The organism is Devosia sp. MC521 (assembly GCF_014127105.1).
In the GTDB taxonomy this organism is placed as follows: Bacteria; Pseudomonadota; Alphaproteobacteria; order Rhizobiales; family Devosiaceae; genus Devosia.
The window spans coordinates 169,683-190,073 of record NZ_CP059902.1 but is presented as its reverse complement, the minus strand read 5'-3'; the positions used below and the strand labels follow the sequence as shown (position 1 = coordinate 190,073).

General features: G+C 58.0%; 15 protein-coding genes, 1 tRNA gene and 1 pseudogene. 11 read left to right on the top strand and 6 right to left on the bottom strand.

Features of this window, described 5'->3' with window-relative positions; translation table 11 throughout:
• Positions 1-27 precede the first annotated feature (27 nt).
• The 7 genes from H4N61_RS00940 to H4N61_RS00910 all read left to right on the top strand — a co-directional run bounded on the left by H4N61_RS00940 (position 28) and on the right by H4N61_RS00910 (position 8,225).
• Positions 28-1,902, top strand: coding sequence for a nucleoside-diphosphate sugar epimerase/dehydratase (locus H4N61_RS00940; RefSeq protein WP_182394742.1), 1,875 nt, complete (start codon positions 28-30; stop codon positions 1,900-1,902).
• Between the two features lie 11 nt (positions 1,903-1,913).
• Entirely contained in the window at positions 1,914-3,170 is a 1,257-nt protein-coding gene (locus tag H4N61_RS00935) for a sugar transferase (protein WP_248306546.1), read from the top strand.
• Between the two features lie 1,145 nt (positions 3,171-4,315).
• Positions 4,316-5,002 (top strand): class I SAM-dependent methyltransferase, encoded by a 687-nt coding sequence (locus H4N61_RS00930; protein ID WP_182394741.1) that lies wholly within the window; start codon positions 4,316-4,318, stop codon positions 5,000-5,002.
• Between the two features lie 1,042 nt (positions 5,003-6,044).
• On the top strand, positions 6,045-6,509 hold the full coding sequence (locus H4N61_RS00925) for a hypothetical protein (protein ID WP_182394740.1): 465 nt from the start codon (positions 6,045-6,047) through the stop codon (positions 6,507-6,509).
• The gene (locus tag H4N61_RS00920) at positions 6,500-7,039 is read left to right on the top strand and encodes a hypothetical protein (protein ID WP_182394739.1); all 540 of its coding nucleotides are present in this window, start codon (positions 6,500-6,502) and stop codon (positions 7,037-7,039) included. The genes H4N61_RS00925 and H4N61_RS00920 overlap by 10 nt, the downstream gene beginning before the upstream one ends.
• A 157-nt stretch (positions 7,040-7,196) precedes the next feature.
• A complete protein-coding gene (locus H4N61_RS00915) occupies positions 7,197-7,535 on the top strand; it encodes a helix-turn-helix domain-containing protein (protein WP_182394738.1) in 339 nt (112 codons plus the stop codon).
• A 111-nt stretch (positions 7,536-7,646) separates the two neighbouring features.
• On the top strand, positions 7,647-8,225 hold the full coding sequence (locus H4N61_RS00910) for a hypothetical protein (protein WP_182394737.1): 579 nt from the start codon (positions 7,647-7,649) through the stop codon (positions 8,223-8,225).
• Positions 8,226-8,492: 267 nt separating this feature from the next.
• On the opposite strand, the gene H4N61_RS00905 is transcribed toward H4N61_RS00910, so the two are convergent.
• A tRNA-Arg gene (locus H4N61_RS00905) sits at positions 8,493-8,569 on the bottom strand.
• A 264-nt stretch (positions 8,570-8,833) separates the two neighbouring features.
• On the opposite strand from H4N61_RS00905, the gene H4N61_RS00900 reads away from it, so the two are divergent.
• Positions 8,834-9,439, top strand: coding sequence for a DNA-3-methyladenine glycosylase I (locus H4N61_RS00900; RefSeq protein WP_182394736.1), 606 nt, complete (start codon positions 8,834-8,836; stop codon positions 9,437-9,439).
• 34 nt (positions 9,440-9,473) lie between these two features.
• On the opposite strand, the gene H4N61_RS00895 is transcribed toward H4N61_RS00900, so the two are convergent.
• A complete protein-coding gene (locus H4N61_RS00895) occupies positions 9,474-9,911 on the bottom strand; it encodes a peptidylprolyl isomerase (protein WP_182394735.1) in 438 nt (145 codons plus the stop codon).
• Between the two features lie 533 nt (positions 9,912-10,444).
• On the opposite strand from H4N61_RS00895, the pseudogene H4N61_RS18300 reads away from it, so the two are divergent.
• Positions 10,445-10,786: pseudogene (locus tag H4N61_RS18300) on the top strand (lytic transglycosylase domain-containing protein); the annotation flags it as partial.
• Between the two features lie 2 nt (positions 10,787-10,788).
• Here H4N61_RS18300 and H4N61_RS00885 read toward each other — a convergent pair.
• On the bottom strand, positions 10,789-11,163 hold the full coding sequence (locus tag H4N61_RS00885) for a response regulator (RefSeq protein WP_182394733.1): 375 nt from the start codon (positions 11,161-11,163) through the stop codon (positions 10,789-10,791).
• Positions 11,164-11,377: 214 nt separating this feature from the next.
• On the opposite strand from H4N61_RS00885, the gene polA reads away from it, so the two are divergent.
• Both polA and H4N61_RS00875 read left to right on the top strand, forming a co-directional pair.
• Positions 11,378-14,299, top strand: a complete 2,922-nt coding sequence (gene polA, locus H4N61_RS00880) for a DNA polymerase I (protein WP_182394732.1) — start codon at positions 11,378-11,380, stop codon at positions 14,297-14,299.
• Between the two features lie 241 nt (positions 14,300-14,540).
• Complete coding sequence (locus H4N61_RS00875) at positions 14,541-15,092, top strand: hypothetical protein (protein ID WP_182394731.1); 552 nt, start codon at positions 14,541-14,543, stop codon at positions 15,090-15,092.
• On the opposite strand, the gene tsaE is transcribed toward H4N61_RS00875, so the two are convergent.
• The 3 genes from tsaE to H4N61_RS00860 all read right to left on the bottom strand — a co-directional run bounded on the left by tsaE (position 15,093) and on the right by H4N61_RS00860 (position 20,273).
• Positions 15,093-15,509, bottom strand: a complete 417-nt coding sequence (gene tsaE / locus H4N61_RS00870; RefSeq protein ID WP_182394730.1) for a tRNA (adenosine(37)-N6)-threonylcarbamoyltransferase complex ATPase subunit type 1 TsaE — start codon at positions 15,507-15,509, stop codon at positions 15,093-15,095.
• Positions 15,509-17,902, bottom strand: a complete 2,394-nt coding sequence (locus H4N61_RS00865; protein ID WP_182394729.1) for an ATP-binding protein — start codon at positions 17,900-17,902, stop codon at positions 15,509-15,511. Before H4N61_RS00865 ends, tsaE begins: the two co-directional genes overlap by 1 nt.
• A gap of 346 nt (positions 17,903-18,248) precedes the next feature.
• The gene (locus tag H4N61_RS00860) at positions 18,249-20,273 is read right to left on the bottom strand and encodes a methyl-accepting chemotaxis protein (RefSeq protein ID WP_182394728.1); all 2,025 of its coding nucleotides are present in this window, start codon (positions 20,271-20,273) and stop codon (positions 18,249-18,251) included.
• Positions 20,274-20,391 lie beyond the last annotated feature (118 nt).

Sequence of the window (20,391 nt, the reverse complement as noted above, 5' to 3'; positions counted from 1 at the left end):
GGCAAGAGGGGACCACATAGAATCCACATGATCAAAAAAGTAAGATCTAATCTTATCGAACTGCCACGCGGGTGGAAGCGTGCAATTTTGATTTTTGCAGACTTCGCTGTTCTTGCTTTGTGTCTATGGGCTAGCTTTTCGCTTCGTCTTGATCGTTGGGCTCTGCCTCATAACCTTGAAGCACTGATGATCATTCTGGCCGGGCCAGTCGTTGCCATTCCGGTCTTTGTACGGATGGGTCTTTACCGTGCCGTGGTACGCTACCTTCCAGAGCGAGCACTCTGGACTATGTTGGGTGCAGTGACCTTCGCGGTCCTACTGTGGGTTGTAGCCGCTTTTCTATTACAGTTTATCAGCCGCAACGTCACACCACGTTCCGTTCCAATAATATATTGGGCACTTGCCTGCGTCTGCATTGTTGGCAGCCGATTTGCTGCAAAGCGCATCCTCGGTGTGCCAGTAAACAGCACCCTGCCTGCCGTAGTAGTTTATGGCGCTGGCGAAGCTGGCATGCAATTGGCGACTTCCCTACGCGGGACACATTTGATCGCCGGCTTCCTTGATGACAATCCGGGACTACACCGACGTGAAGTAGCCGGCCTGCGCGTCCACCCGCCAGGTCACCTTCCTGCGCTGGTCCGAGACTATGGCGTAAAGCAGGTTATCCTTTGCATGCCCGCCATCAATTCTTCCCGCCGCAAGGAAATCGTTGCCGCGATCAGCAACATGAGCGTAGGCGTTAGCGTTCAATCTCTGCCTGCCATGACGGACTTAGTCACCGGCAATTATTTGGTCAGTCAAGTTCGTCAAATTGAGATTGATGACCTGCTCGGGCGCTCACCAGTGCCCCCCGACCTTGAGTTGATCCGCAGCATGATCGTCGGTCGGACCATAATGGTGACTGGCGCGGGCGGATCGATTGGCTCTGAGCTGTGCCGCAAGATCGCGCAGTGGCATCCGCAGCGACTGGTGCTATTTGAGGCCAATGAATTTGCTCTTTACAGTGTCGAGCGCGAATTAAGGGGCGGCGATCTATCAATAGTTCCCATTCTAGCGTCGGTAACCGACGAAGCGAGCGTTGCGCATGCTATTGTCGAACATTCCGTGGACGTTGTATTCCACGCTGCAGCCTATAAGCACGTGCCGTTGGTGGAAGCCAATGCTCTCGAGGGCATTAAGAACAATATCTTTGGCACCAAAATCGTGGCCGATACAGCTTTCCGCCTCGGCGTCCAGAATTTTGTTCTGATCTCCTCCGACAAGGCCGTCCGCCCAACTAATGTCATGGGCGCCACCAAGAGGTGGGCTGAACTGATCGTCCAGCACAACGCTAATAAGGCGGCTGAAGCTCAAACTGACCAACGTTTCTGCTCCGTCCGCTTTGGCAACGTTCTCGGGTCCAATGGATCAGTAGTCCCTCTGTTCAAGGAACAGATCGCTATGGGAGGTCCTGTGACACTGACCGACCGCGCCATGACGCGATACTTCATGTCGATCAAAGAAGCCGCCGAATTGATCGTTCAGGCCGGCTCGCTCTCAGAAGGGGGCGACGTATTCTTGTTGGATATGGGCGAGCCAGTACTTGTTGCCGACTTGGCCGAAAATATGGTTCGCCTAGCCGGTCTCCAGGTCCGCACCACCAACAACCCTGATGGAGATATTGACATCGTGGTGATCGGCAAGAGGCCGGGCGAGAAAATGTATGAAGAGTTGTTCTACGACGATACAACTGCCATGGGAACAAGTCACCCGAAGATCATGCGTTCGACCAATTCGACAGTCGCAACGCTGGATGACGCGCTGATCCAGATGCGCGATGCGCTCGACCGAACTGACGAAAGCGCCGCACGGCATATCCTGTTCGACATGGTCGCAAAGAGCGACCGGTATCAACAAACATAGGGTCAACCGGCATGCGAATTGCGATAACTGGGGCGAGCGGCTTCGTCGGGCGGCAACTCGTGCCGTTGCTGCGGAATAAGGGTGTAGAGATCCTACTGATCGGTCGAGACCCAGAAGCGCTACGCCGGGCGTTTCCGCAGTGCAACGTGGTCAGTTATACCGATTTGAGTGCTGCAGCCGACTTTGACAGTCTCCTTCATCTGGCGGTCATCAACAATGATCAGGCTGCCGATCCGACTGAAATTCAGCGCGTCAATGTCGACATGCCGGTCGACCTTTGCCGCCAGGCACGCGCACTTGGTATACGCCGGTTCATTTTCGTATCCTCGATCCATGCGTTGGACCATTCCAACCGCTCTGACTATGCCACATCCAAGCGCCTGGCCGTTGAGCGACTTTCCGACATTTCCGGCATCGAAAAGTGGGGGCTCTACCTGCCCGCGGTCGTTGGTGGCGAACTAGCGGGCAGACTGGCGTTGGTAAGCCGATTGCCTGGCTTTTTACAAGAACTCGCCTTGCTCAGCCTGAGGTCGCTCAAGCCGACAGTTAGTATCGCTCGCATCACTGAGACTATTCTCGACCTTCCAGAGACCGAGAACCCGGCAATCACTCTGGTCATCGTTGCCGATGACCAGAGTGCCAACAACGTTTACAGAACGGCCAAGCGCTTCATAGACATAGTATTTTCTCTGTCGATCATCGTGCTGCTGTGGTGGGCCATGCTGATCATTTGGGCGGCCATTAGGTTGCAGTCGCCTGGTCCCGGCATTTTCCTGCAGGATCGCATCGGCCGCAACGAACAGGTTTTTACCTGCCTCAAATTCCGCACGATGTATGTCTCAGCGCCCAATGTTGGCACTCATGAAGTGCCCGCCGCAGCTGTGACGCCGCTGGGCCATTTTCTACGGCGTACCAAGCTCGACGAACTGCCCCAGGTAATCAACATCCTGCGAAACGACATGAGTCTGGTCGGGCCACGGCCCTGTCTGCCCAACCAGGCGAACATGATCATCGAGCGCCGCGCCCGGCGCGTATTCGAGATCAAGCCTGGCATTACCGGCCTTGCTCAAGTCCGAGGCATCGACATGAGCGACCCGGCAGGACTGGCCACCTGCGACCACGAATATCTGCAACTGCAATCGCTGCTGCTCGACTTCAAGATCATCCTTCAGACCGCTCGCGGCGCGGGCTCTGGCGACAAAATCTCCACCGCCGCGTCCAGCCCTGACGAGTCAGCAAATCCATCTGTGAAGTCAGACAGGCAGTAGTGAGCAATTTTGTCGCCCTGCAGCTGGTCAATGGCCTGCCGACCCATCATCTTTTAGTTCAACGAGCCCAGGGGAACCGCTTGTCAAGAGCTCAAGACTAGGCAAAATTGCCGCTCTATTTCCGTCTCGAGGCCGTTGCGCGGACTGCACAAATGTTAAATTTGAGTAGCTCGCTGGTTTTTCTAACTCAACAATATGCTCGGCACGCAGACGAAGGTTTCCGCTGCCGCAGGCGGAGAAAGCATCTATACCACTCGTCGTCCCTGACGCTTACTGCCAATGGTACCCGCCAGCCCTGCGCCGACAGCCACAGCAGTTCGTCCATCGCCACCGTGGCGTGGCGGCGGGCGATTGTCGACATGCACAGCAGTACCGCTTTGACAGGCGATCGCGTTAGCTTCGTAGTGCGAATAAATTGATTCACCCTGCGAACTCTGAAAGAGATGGCCACTGTTCATGGTGTCGACCCTGGCGAGATTATACGTGCACATGGCTCCAGAGGCTGCCTGGTGGCGGTGCTGGGTCGCGTGACACAAATGTGGTCCGCCCGCCAATTGCCTGCACTCAGGATAACAAATGAAAGCTCAGTCCGCCGTTAATAGCGTCGTCATTCCAGTCTACCGGACCGAGGAATTCGTAATCCGCTGTAGAGCGTTACTTGGATCGAAAGCAGTATGGGTGTTCCGGTGGCGAGGAGCGCAATCAGCAGTCCTGTCGTGACAACCATGGCTACATGGAGTGCATCGATCAGCGCGATCGAACGAGAACGGGGCCCGGGGTCGGAAAGAGTCGTCATGGAAAATACCCGGCATTAAGCACAGTCGTTCAGGACAGCACGGTTCACTACGTTGCTCTATTAGGGGAAGCAAGTGCTATTGAGATCCAGGGAGGCGCCACCGCGCGCTTATTGCGCGTCGCGGTAGAACACCATAGATAGGCAAGGGACGGAGCAGCGAGGACATATGTACGATCGAACCGATGCTGGCGACCTTGACGCGTGGTGTGCACGAATTCCAGGGCTTCGTCAGGTCGGTCCCGGTCACTAGAAGACACCGAGCGCAGCCAGCGTCTCGTTTCCCCTCGATCAGCACGAAAGCCTTGCCGAGATCGAGTCCCATTCCTACTGGTTCGGCCATCGCAATCGCGTGCTTTCGGACGCGGTGGGGAGATTTTCGTCCACCGGTCCGATCCTCGATGTCGGCGGCGGTAACGGCTTGGTTGCAATGGCGCTGCTCGATGCCGGGTTCCCGACGATCGTCGTCGAGCCGGGGCCCGCAGCGGCGGCGATATGCGTTAGGCGCAAGGTGCCCGTCATAGAGGCGACACTGCAGGACCTTGATCTCGAGAATGGCTCGCTCGACGCTGTAGGCATGTTCGATGTCCTCGAGCACATCGAGGAGGATGGCGCTACCCTGGCCCAGATACACGCGTTGCTGCGCCCAGGTGGACACCTCTACCTGACCGTTCCAGCCTATAGATGGCTGTGGTCACCCGAGGATGTGGATGCCGGTCACTATCGCCGCTATACCAGAGCGAGCCTCGCCAGGGTCCTCCGCGAGGCGGGCTTTGAGATACAGTATCAATCCTATCTGTTCTCGGCGCTGGTGGCTCCGCTTTTCATCGTCCGCACGCTGATGGGCAGGCTTAGCGCCCTTAAGGCGGGTCGCGCCCGTCAGTCGGCAAGCGAGCACAAATTGCCTGACAATTTTATCGGCAGGCTGCTTGGGCGGTCTCTAAGCCGCGAGGCGAGACGGATATCCCGGGGAGGGACTGTCAAAATTGGGACGAGTTGCTTCGCCGTTGCACGTGCAAGAACCAAAGGCATCAAATGACCGGCGGGCCTATTCGCTTTAAGGTCCCCTTCCGCCTGGAGACGCGCATCAGAGCCGCCGTTGCCACGGTGCTGTGCCCACCTCGTAGATATGCCTACTTCAGGGGAATGTGCTGGGCAATAGCGGGCGGCTTGTTCCCGGTGCATTCATCTCCCCGCTTGTCTCTGATCATATTTGCCTACGGTGCCCAAGTTCGTGGTCATCAATTACGATGCCGAAACCGATGTACTGATGTGGCCATGTCGCTGCCGCAGCGCCTCCTGCCATGGTGACGGATCCATGTTCCGGCCACCGGACTTAGCAGCATCCTGCCCAAAAACATGGCACGAATGTGCGAGGGTCGATAAGGTTTTGCGTGGCTCTGTGACTCACCGATGCAGCTATCCTTTCTCATTTGATTTCGCGATTGCTGCGGACTCCCACTAATCCATCAAATTCCGTTCGTGCCAAAGCCCAACAAAGCTTCTGATGAGACGATGCAGCGCTACTAACCGGACACCAAGCGAAATTGCTGTTGGCCTACGCTGCTTGTTTCAAATTTCCGGATATCCTAATCCAACCGCTCCTCACCTGTCGAATAAGATGGCCTCGCCCCAGTCGGGTAAGATGCTCTTTTCCTATTTCCGGATGCGCTTCATGCGGTTCCGGAAATAGGGCCTGTTGGCGAACATCGACGAGCAAAGCGAGCTTGCGCCCCTGATCCACTTGGATTGAGGGGGCGTCGGTTTTGACCAGCAGGCAGGCAGGAGATCGTTTTCGATCTGCTGCCACGAAGGGTCCTTTCGGCTCGCGAAGAGAGCTTGCCCCCCTGCCCCACTTCATGGGGCGAAGGGGGGCCGAAAGGAGCATTCGTCGCTTTGAGTGGTCATGGGTCGTCAGACCCTGCCGCCCTGCCCGCGTCAGCGGCGACGGGCGGCCATGACCAGGCGAAGCGCTCAAGAGCATCTCAATCTTGAAGGCCATCAAACTCACCTTTCGGCAGCCGCTTTTCCGGTTTTCATGCACTCCGCTTAGCTTGGTCAGGAGCAAGCGGAGAAGTGAAATGGCACACGAAATCAAGCGAATTTTCGGCGAAGCAAAAGATTATCTGGCCAAGCCGAAAAAGGCCAACACCCTGGACCGCTATAGAAGGATATGGAAATTGATAAACCAGTCCGGGTTGAGGATCGTCGAGTATATCGACTACGTCGCGCTCACCGCGCCCGGGCAGTTCGTGTTGACGCGGTCGGCGACAATTCACGGGCTGTGGAAGTTTATCATTCAGAAGATCCTCAGTGCCAATCGGCAGATGATCGCAGGTCTGATGCAGGCATCAGCTGATGCGCTGACCGAGAGCCGCCGAAGGACGCTTTCACCCGCAAAGGGCAATCCAAACGTGCGAGCATTGGAAAGCTCCCTGCGGATTGGCAGAAGAGCGTTGCTGACAATACGATCACCGCCGCCCTTCCCGCGGTTTTGGTGTCGCTGCTGTCTGGATGTCGCCCCGAGGAGCTGGGCATGGGTGTGACCGTGAGTGTCGTGGATGATCGGCACCTAAGCATCTTTATCAGTGGTGCAAAGATCACCGACACCAATGGCCAGCCCTGGCGCAAGCTAACTTATGACATCGACATGTCCCCTCTTGCAGGTCAGCTTTGGAGAATAGCGTCACGAAAGGGCGGAATCCTGCAGGTCAGGCGTCAGCCACGCACGTTTCACGCGAATATGGCAGCGGCCTCGAAGAAAGCTGGTTTGCCGCCCATCTGCGCGTATATTGCAAGACACTATCTGGCCTCTCAACTGAAGCACCTTTGGGGCGATGCGAAAGAAGCCATCGCGATGGTACTCGGTCATGCCAGCACTGCAACGCAAAAGCGCTATGGCTCTCGGCAGCAGGGCCGCAAGGGCAGCATGGCGCTCGTGGCGGTTGAAGCAGCGCGTACGGTGCGCACCCCGGACCGACCTCATCCGGGGCTCGCGAAGGCGGACTTGTCGCCGCCGGAAGTCGATGCAGAAGCTTCACGCTGGATGAGTATGGAGCCTTCACAGTTCGACTGAGATTGTTTCGGCGAGGCCGTTCGGATCCTTTGGTTTCGAATGGCCCAGCAGCGCAACGCCGATGCGATGAAAATGGGCCGGTGTGAAGCCGCTTAATATTGCCATCTGACCCAGTCTCGACCACTCTTGAGTCATGGAGTCGACTTTGGAGCAGTCAGTGGCAATCACCTATCTCACGCGCACACAGGTTGCCGAACATTACCCCATTTCGCCGCACACGCTGGCCAAATTGGCGTCCACCGGAAAGGGGCCGCGCTATTACAAGCCGACCGATAAATGCCTCTATCGCCCGGAGGACATTGAGGCCTGGATTGAAGCCTCCGTCGTCCTGCCAAAGGCCGAGCCACTGACGCCGGCAAGACCCATTGATCAACCCCGTCCAATCGGCAACCGCGGCCGGGCCCGTCCACCTGTCGTGCACAAACCCAGCGGGCGCCGCCTCAAGTCCCTGCCACCGACACCCGATTCCTGGCTGCTGCACAAGGACCGGGACTAACTGCAATCGCCTCCTCGGCCCACCTTCGATGTTACTGATCGATGAGTAGTGCGAGGAAGGATCGCGCTAGCGTGCTAAGGCCCTGATTTTGGTCAACATATCAAGCGCTCCGTGTCCAAGCTTGAGATGATGAAGCGTGCGACCGACGAAACCGATGCAGATTATCTAATCTGTATCGATGCCGGGCACTGCCGGATGATCCAGGACTTGGGCGATGGCACGATCAAGGTGACGGCGGCCGATCTGGACGGCATTAAATTCGGTCTCTACGCCACCTATCATCTGAGCCAGCGCATGCGCATCGGCAAGTTCCCGCGCCGCATGGTGGGAACCAGCTTGGCCATGATGAGCGCGGCCGATTTCATCGTCGCGCGCGACTATGCCGAAGAACTGTCCGATCGAATGGATTTCATGGTCGAGCAAGAATGGTCGCCCGCGGGCATGTGGGACAATGAGCAGGTTGCGATTGGCACTTTGCTATTCCGCGGCGGCCTGCCCGACGCGCAAGTGCTGAGCACCCATGTGGGTGGCGGCTCCAATGCCGTCAGCTGGCTCTTTGGCGTGCCGCTCGATGGTCGCAAGGCGCCGCTTTATGTGCGCTGGCGGCTGATGATCGATGAAATACGGACCCGCTTTGCGCAACCGGAAGAATGCTATCTGCCCGGCGACTTTCCCGAGGCGGCCTTCTAGGCCTAGCGGCAGAGCCGGCGGTAACATCAATGTCCGGGCTGGTAGGCGGCAATAAAAGGTCGTCTTCCAAAGTCTGGAAAGCAGCGCGGGGCTGGCTGCAAGGCGCTGTTGCGCGCGCGATCCCCTACCGCGTTACCCCCGTCACCCGTCCTGCATCGGCAAAACTATCCGTCGGACCCGGCTCAACACGCGCATGCTGACGGTGACTCTGTGGTGACACTGCCGCAGATAGAGATCAGAGAAAATCAGCTAACCGCTTGATTGTGTTGGCGCACCCGACAAGATTCGAACTTGTGACCTCTGCCTTCGGAGGGCAGCGCTCTATCCAGCTGAGCTACGGGTGCAGGCCGGAATCGGGGGGTAGACCCCGATGAATGAGCGGCAAACTAATGGAACTATGGCGCTTTCGCAACCAGCGATGTGGCCCCTTGGGTTCTCTCCACACCTCGTGGCGCCGAGGGGCATATCTCTGGCACTTGGCTGGCCTTTATGGGCCTGAGCCTTGGCCCCGGAATGGCCGAGCACGGGCCACGTGCCCCAAAACCTACTGACAGCTTGTGCCAATTTCTGCAGTATGACCAAGGTGTTTATGGAATGCGAGGGAAGCGATGAGCCTAGTGACAGGCCCTGATGGTGCGCCGCGCTGTGGCTGGTGCGGGGAAATCGCCGAATTCTTTCCCTATCACGACCATGAATGGGGTTTCCCCGTTGTCGATGACCGCAGGCTGTTCGAGAAGATCAGCCTTGAAGGGTTTCAGTCGGGCCTCTCCTGGCGGACGATCCTGAATAAGCGCGAAAACTTTCGGCTCGGCTTTGCCAATTTTGAAATCGACGCGGTCGCCCAGTTCACCCAAGACGATGTCGAGCGCCTTTTGCAGAATAGCGGCATTGTTCGACACCGGGGAAAGATCGAGGCGGTGATCAACAATGCGCAGCGGGCGCAGGAGTTGATCAAAGAGGCCGGCTCGATTGCAGGCTTTGTTTGGCAGTATGAGGCGAAAACGCTTAGCCCACCGCAGAGCCAGACGACATCGGCTGAGGCGATTGCCCTTTCAAAGGCGCTCAAGAAACGCGGCTGGAAGTTTGTCGGGCCGACCACGGTCTTCGCCTTTATGCAGGCGATGGGGCTGGTCAATGACCATCATGAAGGCTGCGTGACCCGCGCAAAGGCAGCTGCGGCCCGCGCCGCGTTTTTGCCACCGCAGAGACAATAAAGGCGGCTCGACGCCGCCTTTTGGGCAAGCCTAATTAGGCCTGCGCGCGCACTTCGACCAGCTCGACGTCGAAAATGAGGTCTTTGCCAGCCATCGGATGGTTGGCGTCGACCGTGATGGTCTCATCATCCATATCGATCACGGTAATCGTCACGAGGCTGCCATCGGGACCACGGGCCTGCAGCTGCGTGCCGAGCTCCAGGGGGATGCCAGCGGGGACGAAGTTGCGGCTCATTACCTGAACGGCTTCGTCGTGATGGGGACCGTAGGCATCGGCCGCCGGAATGGTGACGGTGGACTTATCACCGACGCGCATCTGCGCGACGTGACGATCTAGCCCCGGAATAACCTGACCTACCCCGTGGGTGAACTCCAAAGGTTCACGCCCCTCGGAACTGTCAAACACAGTCCCATCGGGAAAGCGCCCGGTGTAATGAATGCGAATGATATCGCCGGTCTGAGGTGTGCTCATGGATCGGCCTTTCGGTATAGTGTTTCCAGACGGGCTGGAACGTTTAGGACTGTCGCGGCCTATCGCTTAACCCCTCTTTAAGCCTAAGGCCCTAGAGGGCGGGGCAGGTTCAATGGCTCGCAACGATGAAACCCATTAGGGTTTACTGGCCATATCCAAGACTCTGGGCGAGATCGTGGCCGCAAGAAGCGCCCGAATGCTCGGTCCGATCACACTTGCTGCGCTCGCGTGGCTCCGCCCCAAAGCCGCCGCGTTTTGCGCATACGGCATTTTTACAGACGGGTAATCTGGGAATGCGAATGACGGCACGGCCGCTTACCATCACCGCCACCTTGATCCTAGCCACTGTACTGGCGGGGTGCTCCTTTGCTGGCATTAAGCCAATGGCGGGGAACCGAGCGGGACAAACTGCAGCTGCTGCACTCGAGCAGGCTGTGGCAACGCCAACGCCGGCCGGCCATGTGCCGAAAGCGGCGGCGGTTCCAACAGCACCTGCCGATGTGGTGATGGCCTATGCCGACACACGCGGCAAGATCAATGCGCTGGTGACCCATTACGCGGCCCAGTACAACGTGCCTGAAAGCCTGATCCACCGCGTGATCGTGCGCGAAAGCACCTATAATCCGGCAGCGCGCAATGGCCCCTATTACGGCCTTATGCAGATTAGCCACGCAACCGCGCGCGGCATGGGCTACCGAGGCGAACCCGCAGGCCTATTGGATGCCGAAACCAATATGCGTTATGCCGTGCGCTATCTGGCTGGGGCTTACATGACCGCTGGTGGCGATCCTGACCGGTCGGTGCAATATTATGCACGGGGCTATTACTACGACGCCAAGCGTCTCGGCCTCGTTGAAAAGGCTGGCCTGCGTTAAGTTTAGCCCTCGCGGCCCAAGAGTTTATTGAGAATAGTGTCGAGTTCGTCGAGCTGGTAGGGCTTTTCCAAGCGCGGTAGATCGCTGGATTGGTTGTGCGGCAGCTCGGCATAACCGGTGACCAAAAGAACCTTCAGGCCCGGGCGGAGCTTTTGCGCGGCTTCCGCCAATTCGATGCCTGTAATGCCGGGCATCGAATAGTCTGTCATCAGAACACTGATGTCAGCGCGTTCTTCGAGCAGCTTCAGCGCCTCGGCGCCAGAATAAGCCTCAATTGCGATGTGCCCAAGTTCGGCAAGCAGATCCACCGTATTCATGGTGATCAATGCATCATCATCGGCCACCAAAATTGTAGCCTGCCCCACAGTCGTCGTCATAGGTGAACGCCCCCTCCTCAGCCATGCGCGCTCTTGCGGCGCATTAGGGCTAACACACTGACCTATAGCCTATGAGAGGCCGAGCTCTTCGTCTATGGGAAAATCATCCTGTTTTACAACGTGATAGGGCTTACTGACACGGTTAGGCATTTAGCAGTGCCAAGTCAGGCGTCCGCGGTTAAACTGGACCCAATCTCGAAACGGGAATCGTCTCATGCATCTTTTGCTCGTTGATGGCTCGGGCTACATCTTCCGTGCCTTCTTCGCCCTACCCCAGCTGAACCGCAAATCTGACGGACTGCCTGTCGGCTGCGTGCAGGGGTTCTGCAATATGCTGTTCAAGCTCACCCAGGATATGGAGGGGGACGATCGCCCCACCCATATGGCCGTAATCTTTGACGCCAAGGGCAAGACCTTCCGCGACCAGATTTATGATCAGTATAAAGCGCAGCGCCCGCCTGCACCTGAAGAGCTGGTGCCGCAGTTTCCGCTGACCCGTTCGGCGACCCGCGCTTTCTCCATCCCCTCCATTGAAATGGAAGGCTGGGAAGCCGACGACATTTTGGCGACCTATGCCCGCATGGGCCGCGAGCAGGGCTTTAAGGTCACGATCGTTTCGTCGGACAAGGATCTGATGCAGCTGGTTGAGCCCGATGGTTCGATCCGCTTGCTCGACACTATCGCCCGCCCCGGCCAGCCGCCGCTGCGCTGGATTGGCCCCGATGAAGTGTTCACCAAGTTTGGCGTGACCCCGGACAAGGTTATCGACGTGCAGGCGCTGTGTGGCGACACGGTCGACAACGTGCCCGGTGTGCCGGGCATTGGGCAGAAGACGGCTGCAGAGCTGATCAATACCTATGGCGATCTCGAAACGCTGCTGGAGAAGGCTGGCGAAATTAAGCAAACTGCGCGTCGCCAGAAGCTGATCGACAATGCCGAACTGGCCCGTATCTCCAAGCGCCTCGTGACGCTCTCGCAGGACGTGCCGGTGGAACTCGACATCGACGCCTTGGTGCGTCAGCCGATGGAGCCGAGCAACCTCTTCCCTTTCCTCAAGGCGATGGAATTTGCCACCATCACCAAGCGTTTGGCAGCCCATCTCGATGCCAACCCAGATGATTTTGAGGCCGACCCTGAGCTCCGGGCTGGCGGCGACACGCCGCTGGAAGGCGTGCCAGAAAAATCCAAATCCCTCTCCGTCGCCAAGGCCAAGCTTGCGGCAAATGTGGTTCCGGGCACCGGCCCTGCGCGACACGCCGCTGAAGAGCATGCGCGGGTAAAAGCCATTCCGGTCAATTATGATGCCTATCGCATCATCAACACCGAAGCTGAGCTCGCCGCGATGATCGAAAAAATCATCGACAAGGGGCTCGTCTCGATCGACACCGAGACTACCGGGCTTGATCCGCAATCGGCGGATTTGGTGGGCGTCTGTCTATCGACCGAAATTGGTGAGGGCATCTATATTCCGGTTGGTCACAGCAAGGCTGGCGACCTGTTGGAAGGCGGCGGCCTTGTTGATGGGCAATTGCCGATCCGCACCGTGCTCGACATGCTCAAGCCGGTTCTGGAAAACCCTGCCATTCTCAAGATCGGGCAGAACTGCAAATACGATATGGAGATCTTGGCCAATCTCGGGATCGCTATGGCCCCGATTGATGACACCATGCTCATCTCTTATGCGCTCGATGGTCCGCGCTATAACGGCATGGATGTGTTGGCCGATCATTGGCTCGAGCACAAAACCATTACCTTTGGTGAGCTGGCGGGGACCGGCAAGAACCAGAAGACCTTTGATCAGCTCGAGATTGCTGCCGCAGCGCGCTACGCCGCCGAAGATGCCGACGTAACGCTGCGCCTCTGGCATGTGCTCAAGCCACGTCTAGCAGCAGAAAACGCCACGACGGTTTATGAAACGCTGGAGCGCCCGCTGGCGCCGGTTCTGGCGCGCATGGAAGCGCGTGGGGTGAGCGTTGACCGGCAAATGCTGGCGCGCCTTTCGGGCGATTTCTCCCAGCGCGCGGCCGCGTTTGAAGCCGAAGCCTATGAGCTGGCCGGGCAGAGCTTTAATCTTGGCTCACCAAAACAGCTTGGCGAAATCCTCTTTGATAAAATGGGCCTCGAAGGCGGCACCAAGACCAAGACTGGCGCTTGGTCGACCGGCGCGGATGTGCTCGAAGATCTCGCCGCCAAGGGCATTCCGCTGGCCCGCACCATCGTGGATTGGCGTCAGCTCTCCAAGCTCAAGAGCACCTATACCGATGCTCTACCGAATTTTATCAATCGCCGGACGGGCCGCGTTCACACCTCCTATCAGCAGGCTTCCGTGCTTACGGGGCGCTTGTCGTCGAACGAGCCGAACCTGCAAAATATTCCCGTGCGTACGGCGAACGGCCGCAAGATCCGTCAGGCCTTTGTCGCGCCCGAAGGCAAGACACTGATCTCGGCCGACTATAGCCAGATCGAGCTGCGCGTTTTGGCCCATATCGCCAATATTGGATCGCTCAAGGACGCGTTCGAGGAAGGTCTCGATATTCACGCGATGACGGCTTCGGAAATGTTTGGCGTGCCGGTGGAAGGCATGCCGAGCGACGTGCGCCGTCGCGCCAAGGCGATCAACTTTGGCATTATCTACGGGATTTCAGCTTTTGGTCTCGCCAATCAGCTGGGTATCGGGCGCGGCGAAGCGGGCGACTATATCAAGACCTATTTCGAGCGCTTCCCGGGCATCAAGGACTATATGGAAGCCCAGAAGATGCGCGTCAAAACCGACGGGTATGTGACAACGATCTTTGGCCGGAAAATCCAGTTCCCCAATGCGAAATCGGGTAATCCATCCGAACGCGCCTTTGTCGAGCGCGCGTCGATCAACGCGCCCATTCAGGGCTCGGCGGCTGACATTATCCGTCGCGCCATGATCCGTATGGAGCCAGAACTGGCCAAGGCCGGGATCGAGGCCGACATGCTGCTGCAGGTGCATGACGAACTGATCTTTGAAGTTCCAGAGGGCACTGAGGATAAGGCTATCCCGGTGATCAAGCGGGTGATGGAAACCGCTTCGGAGCCCGCCGTGCGCCTGACCGTGCCGATCCAAGTGGACGCGCACGCAGCCAAGAACTGGGACGAGGCGCACTAAGCGCACAGTCCTATTGAGCATTGAAAAGGCCTGGGCAGCATAGACAGCTGTTCAGGCCTTTTGCCTTCATTGCTGCTTCGCGCTGTTGAAAAAACGACACAAAAGCAACCATAATGGCGCAAGTTGTGCAGATGATCACACCTGCTTAACAACAAATTCACGTAACACTGTCTCTTTATTCAGAAATTATACAGTATCCATCTGGGGCACTGATTGATTTTTGATGAGAACGGACGTCATCATGACAGTGACTGACGACACAATTGCCCAATGCAACGCTGTGACCTTTGCGGCCGGTCAGGCGACAAGCGAATTGATGCGCGAATTTGGCAAGAAGATCGGATTTCAAGAAACTATTGATTATCCGCGCTTTGCCGAGAATGAGGCCAAGGGGCTCAATTTCGTCCTTGTGCACGGATCGATCCCGGACGCCAATAAGTTCAGGCTTATTCGGGCCCTGCGCTCGCACCCCGATGTGATGCGTCGGTTTGCGCCAGTGGTGTGCCTGCTCTCCGGTGGGCCGCGGCATCAGGTGGTGCCGCTGGTGGAGATGGGGTTTGACGAGGTGCTGTTCCTCGTCGACAGCGTCGACTTCATGCGCGCCAAGCTCAATGCTCAGCTGAACCACCGGCTGATGTATGTGCAGACGTCCAAATATTTTGGGCCAGACAGGCGGCGGATCGAACTGGTGGATCGCAATGATCCACGCCGCAAATATGGTGGCTCCGAATTTCGGCGGATTATGGTGGTGCGCAACCCCACCAGCGGGATCGAGACGCAAGAAGCGCTCTGATCAGAGCGTGAGGCGCACCAAGCGCCCGTCCCCACCCTTGGGAATGGTGAGCGTGACCGTGAGATTTGCCGCTTTGGCAATATCGGGGGCGCGCTCGGCCCATTCGACCAAGACGATAGCGCTGGGATCGTCGAGCAGCCCCAATTCATCGGCTTCGCTTTCATCGGCGAGGCGATAAAGATCCGCATGCAGGACAGGCCCCTTGGGCGTGTCATAGGGCTGGATAATGGCGAAGGTGGGGGATGGGACCTCCAACTCCGGATCGCCCGCCAGAGCGCGGATAATGGCGCGGGCAAGAGCGGTTTTGCCAGCGCCGAGGTCGCCTTCAAGACGCACGATGGTGCCCGGTTGCAGCTCGGCCGCAAGGGTTGCGCCAAATTCTGCCGTAGCCGCGTCGTCAGGAAGGAAAAGGTCCATTATTCGGCCACACCCGCCATGGCGCTATCACGCGGCAGATTGACGATGATCCGGCTGCCCTTGGGCTCGCGGCGTTCGGCCGAGATGGTGCCGCCATGCAGGTTCACAAAGGTGCGCACGATGGAAAGGCCAAGCCCGGCGCCGCGCTGACGACCGCCAGCGGCAGGCGTATCCAGACGGGTCAGGATCGCCGACTTCAGCTCGTCGGTGAGGCCTGGGCCTTCATCTTCAATGACGAAAAGCATGCGATTGTCGCGGCTGGTGACGGCCAAGCGGATCTCGCTGCCGGGCGGGGCAAAACGCGCCGCGTTCGAGAGAAGATTGTAGAGCACCTGCACAAGGCGCGTCCCGTCAGCAATAAGAGACGGCAGGTTGGGCTCGATATCAACCACCAGCTTTGCCGGGACGCCAGAGACTTCGGGCATGGTCGCCGAAATGCCCGCACGGGCCTTTTCGATGAGCGCGTGAACATCGAGACGCTCAGGATTGAGCTCGGCAATGCCCGCGTCGACAGACGCCAGATCGAGAATATTGTCGATGAGCACGCCAAGGCTGACCGAAGAGGCGCGGATATAGGAGATATAATCGCGCTGCTGCGCGGTGAGCGGAGAGCTTTCGTCGGCGGCCAAAACTTCGGCAAAGCCGATGATGGAGGTCAGCGGCGAGCGCAGCTCATAGGAGACGTTTTCAACGAAGGCGTCCTTGAGACGATCAGCGGCAACCAGCGCATCGTTACGCTCCTTGAGCACCTTGGAATAGCTGGCGCTTTCGGTGACGTCGATAAAGGTCATCATCGACTGACCATCGGGCAGACGGGTGATCGAGAAATCAATGAGCTTGCCATCCGAGCGCGTGATGCGGCCCTTCTGGTCCGTGCGGGTCGGATTAAGATCGATGATGGCGCGCTTGAGATCACGCCAGATGGTGGCGCCATCATGGGGCAGCGCTTGCACGCAGCGGCTGGCGATCTGGTCGATATGGGGCGCGGTTTCGAGCTCAGACTTGACCTGCGACCAGAGCTCTTCAAAGCGCGGATTCCACAAGGTCAGGCGGCCATTGGTGCCGAACACAGCCACAGCTTCAGACAGCGCATTGATGGTTTCGCGCTGCACGTTGGTGAAGGCCTTGTTGGTTGACGCCATGTTCAACCATTCGGTCATGTCTTCAAAGACATAGATGACGCCGCCTTCAGCGCCGGCGGGCGCGGAAATGACCTTGACCGTGCGACCATCCGGCAGATGCCAAGGATCGGCCTCAAACGGCTCGGTGCGCTCGTAGCTCTTGAGATGGTTGGCACGCCAGGTGTGGTAGTCAACGGAATTGGGCAGACGCCCTTCGGTGCGCAGCTTATCGAGGACAGCGCGCTCATCGGTGCCGGGGGTGAGGAACAGACGATCCAAGCCCCAAAGCTTGATATAGGCCTCGTTGTACTGCACCAGCTGGCGCTTGGCGTTGAAGATGGCAATCGGGGTGCCGAGGTTGTCGATCAGGCCGGAGATCGGGGCAACTGCTGCCTCAGGGATCGGCGCTGGATTGGAGATGGACTTGCGTGGCGCCAGATAGCCACCAATGCCACCGGGCACGTCAAACTCAACCACATAACAATTGACCGCTGCGGCCAGCGCATCGAGATCAAGGTTCTCGACCGACTTACCGCGCGTTTGCGCCAGATTGACCAAGGCTGGATTGGCAAAATCGAGCTTGCCATCTTCGAGGCGCAGGAAAGCGGGCTCGGGCATATGGGTGATAATGGCCTGAGCGCATTGCCAATCGGCCGCTTCAACCACGGCAACACTTGCAGCCTCACCCGGCTCTAAATAGGCGGGGCGCAAGCGCATGGCGATAGCGCCGCCCATGACCCAACCCGAGCAACGGACCTGACGACCATCGAGCGTTTTAAGGCTCGATGAGAAGCGATGACCATGCATCTTCAGATTGTCGAGCAGCTCTTGCAGGCGATTGGCTTCTGCAGGACCGAGCCAGCTGCGCAGATTAAGAACGCTATGAGGCTGACGGCCCACGGGCAGAACGGCCGAAGCATCGCCCAGAATGCGGGGTTCGGCTGGGGTCGCGCTCTCGTCGGTCCACAAGACGGTCAACTCACGCGAGCCCGCGATCAGGCTCTCATATTCATCGACCATGTTGCGCAAGTCAGCGATTTGCGAGGAGGCGCGACGACGCGCGGCGCGCGTGTCGACCAAAATCGAGCGCACAACGGCCATGGCGATGAGCGAGAAAGCGCCCGCGCCGAGCACAACGGCCACCGGCGCAATGCCGCCGAGACTGACCGGAACACCGCTCTGAGCGACAGCCGGAGCTGCGGCGAGCAGAGACAGAGGGGCAGCGCTAAGTGCTGCGAATCCCAAGTGTTTCCGGAATCGTTCCGGCACCATGCCAAGCCTCATGTGTTCGTTGCGCCAAGGTCCGACCCACAGGGGCCAGTATGCATTTACTGCTTTGGCGGCGGCCTACGCGGAGAATGGCTCTCCTGCCGCTCGCTGATCCGAACACTTAAAATCAAAGTATCCGAATCACCCTGACATTAGCCGTGGTCGGAATCGGGCAAAAGAGTCTTCCTGCCTGTGAGGAGCGGGCAAATGGCAAGGAATGCACTTGACTGTGAACGAAACAGAAACCTTTACGAAACGTAAAAGCCCGGGCAAATCACCCGGGCTTTCACATGTATTTTTCGAGCTAAGCGCCGGAAAATCTGAGATCTACCAGCGTTTATAGCTGAGTTCAGAACGCGGTCCAGTCGTTCGTTGCTTCGCGTTGTGTGTGTTTTGTCGCAATCTTTGGACGGGCCGCGCGCGGCTCAACCGCATGACCGAGATAGTTCATCGCGGCCTTTCGCGCCGGGTCTGCACCGGCTACCTGGAAGACATCGACGATCCGATCAAGCTCATTGGCCTGTTCTTCGGTCTGCTCAATCGAGGCGTTGATCTCTTCAACCAGCGCCGCATTGTGCTGGGTCATCTCATCCATCTGACGCACTGCGGTGTTGACCTCGGCGATGGCCGAAGCCTGTTCGCCGCTGGCACGCGCAATGGCATCGAGCAGGACTGTGTTGGCGCGAACGCCATCGAGAATACCGACAAGCTTAGCGGCAGCATCGGAGACAAGGCGTGTGCCGGTGGAGACCTGGGCGGCACTCTGGTCGATGAGCACCTTGACATCTGCAGACGCGGTTGCAGCGCTCTGGGCCAAGCGGCGAACCTCAACCGCGACAACAGCAAAGCCCTTACCAGCTTCGCCAGCACGCGCGGCTTCAACCGAAGCGTTGAGTGCCAGAAGATTGGTCTGGAATGCGATGTCGTCGATCATGCCAATGATGTTGGAAATCTTGGCCGAGGACTCGGTGATGCGGGCCATGGCCTCATTGGCATCGCCCATAACCGCACCGCCCTGTTCGGCGGCGACAGAAACCGTGCCAGCCTTAGCGCTTGCGTCATGTGCCTTGGTGGCGTTTTCGGTGACCGTCTGTGCCAATTGTTCCATGGCCGCAGAAGTCTGTTCAATCGTCGCTGCCTGACGGGTGGTGCGCTCAGACAGATCATTAGCGCCCGCGAGGATTTCGCTGGTCGCCGACTTGAGGGTGCCCGATGTGCCGCGCAGTTGCGTGACGATCATGGTGAGCTTATCGGCCACTTCGTTGACGTCGTTCTTGAGCTTGGCAAAAGCACCGCGATGTTCGCCGCGCATACGCGAGGTGAGATCGGTGTTGGCCAGAGCGGCGAGAACTTCGCCGGTTTCGACGACGCCGCGTTCAACGCTTTCAACCAGCGTATTGACCGAGGCGGCCAACATGTTGAGCTCATGATCCGGGAAGTTCGCCGCAACACGACGCGTGAAATCACCGTCCACCGCTGCGTCGACAACTTCGCCGAAGGCAATTTGCAGGTCGCTCATCATCGACTGACGCGCAGCCTGATCGCGAATAATGCGCGCGGCCTCCGCTTCGGTCATTTGCGAGACTTTTAGGCCGTTCTGGCGGAACACTTCCACCGAGCGAGCCATAGCGCCGATCTCGTCGTGACGCGTCACGCCTTCAATGACCAGATCGAACTTGCCATCGGTCATCTCAACCATCTGCTCAGACAGGCGATTGATTGGACGGGTAAGGCTACGTGCGATCAACCAGCCGAGCACTGTCGAGGCGGCAATCAGCGCTAGGGCGATGGTTGTGCTGCTGATGACTTCTTGCCAATAAAGCTCTTCAATATCCGTCTGGAGCACGCCGGTACCGGCGGCCCAGCCCCAAGGCGCGAAGTTCTGAACATAGGTCAGCTTATCGACTTCTGCGCCTTCTTCATCGTTTGGATTGAAGCCAAAAGTGGTGAAGATCGAGCCTTGGAGGCGCGCACCATCGGTATATTCCTCGATGAAGCGCTTGCCGCGCGAATCTGTACGGTCGCGCATATTGGTGTTGACGACATTGGGATTGGAGTTGGCCAACATGACGTAGTCATGGCTGACCACGAAGACATAATCGTCGCCGGAATAGAGCATGGCGCTCACCGAGCGCAGCGCTTCCGCCTGCGCGTCTTCGAGCGTCATCTCGCCAGACTGAACGCGGGCTTCATAGGAGCCGAGCACTGAAACAGCCGCTTCAACGACGCTGCGAATTTCGGTTTTCTTGAGTTCGGTGAGGTTTGTGCGGGTGTGGCTGAGCTGGAACCCGATTACGCCGACAAAGCCAACGATGAACAGGGCAAGAAGGATATACATTCGGCGCGAGATGCTGCCGAGAAGGCGATCGAACATGGATAGTCTCAGGGAGAGAGGCGGGTGGGGCTTACGCTCACTCAGACATTTCAACTGCGGCTTAAAATTTAGATAAGGTTTACCATGTCTTACCCATAAAAAAGCCCGCCGAAGCGGG

Bases quoted from the DNA above. Each gene is read 5' to 3' on its own strand.
- H4N61_RS00920 (WP_182394739.1), top strand. From the start codon at position 6,500: ATGGGTGTGACCGTGAGTGTCGTGGATGATCGGCACCTAAGCATCTTT.
- H4N61_RS00940 (WP_182394742.1), top strand. From the start codon at position 28: ATGATCAAAAAAGTAAGATCTAATCTTATCGAACTGCCACGCGGGTGG.
- H4N61_RS00925 (WP_182394740.1), top strand. From the start codon at position 6,045: ATGGCACACGAAATCAAGCGAATTTTCGGCGAAGCAAAAGATTATCTG.
- H4N61_RS00860 (WP_182394728.1), bottom strand. From the start codon at position 20,273: ATGTTCGATCGCCTTCTCGGCAGCATCTCGCGCCGAATGTATATCCTT.
- H4N61_RS00875 (WP_182394731.1), top strand. From the start codon at position 14,541: ATGACAGTGACTGACGACACAATTGCCCAATGCAACGCTGTGACCTTT.
- H4N61_RS00900 (WP_182394736.1), top strand. From the start codon at position 8,834: ATGAGCCTAGTGACAGGCCCTGATGGTGCGCCGCGCTGTGGCTGGTGC.
- H4N61_RS00895 (WP_182394735.1), bottom strand. From the start codon at position 9,911: ATGAGCACACCTCAGACCGGCGATATCATTCGCATTCATTACACCGGG.
- polA (WP_182394732.1), top strand. From the start codon at position 11,378: ATGCATCTTTTGCTCGTTGATGGCTCGGGCTACATCTTCCGTGCCTTC.
- H4N61_RS00935 (WP_248306546.1), top strand. From the start codon at position 1,914: ATGCGAATTGCGATAACTGGGGCGAGCGGCTTCGTCGGGCGGCAACTC.
- H4N61_RS00865 (WP_182394729.1), bottom strand. From the start codon at position 17,902: ATGGTGCCGGAACGATTCCGGAAACACTTGGGATTCGCAGCACTTAGC.
- tsaE (WP_182394730.1), bottom strand. From the start codon at position 15,509: ATGGACCTTTTCCTTCCTGACGACGCGGCTACGGCAGAATTTGGCGCA.
- H4N61_RS00885 (WP_182394733.1), bottom strand. From the start codon at position 11,163: ATGACGACGACTGTGGGGCAGGCTACAATTTTGGTGGCCGATGATGAT.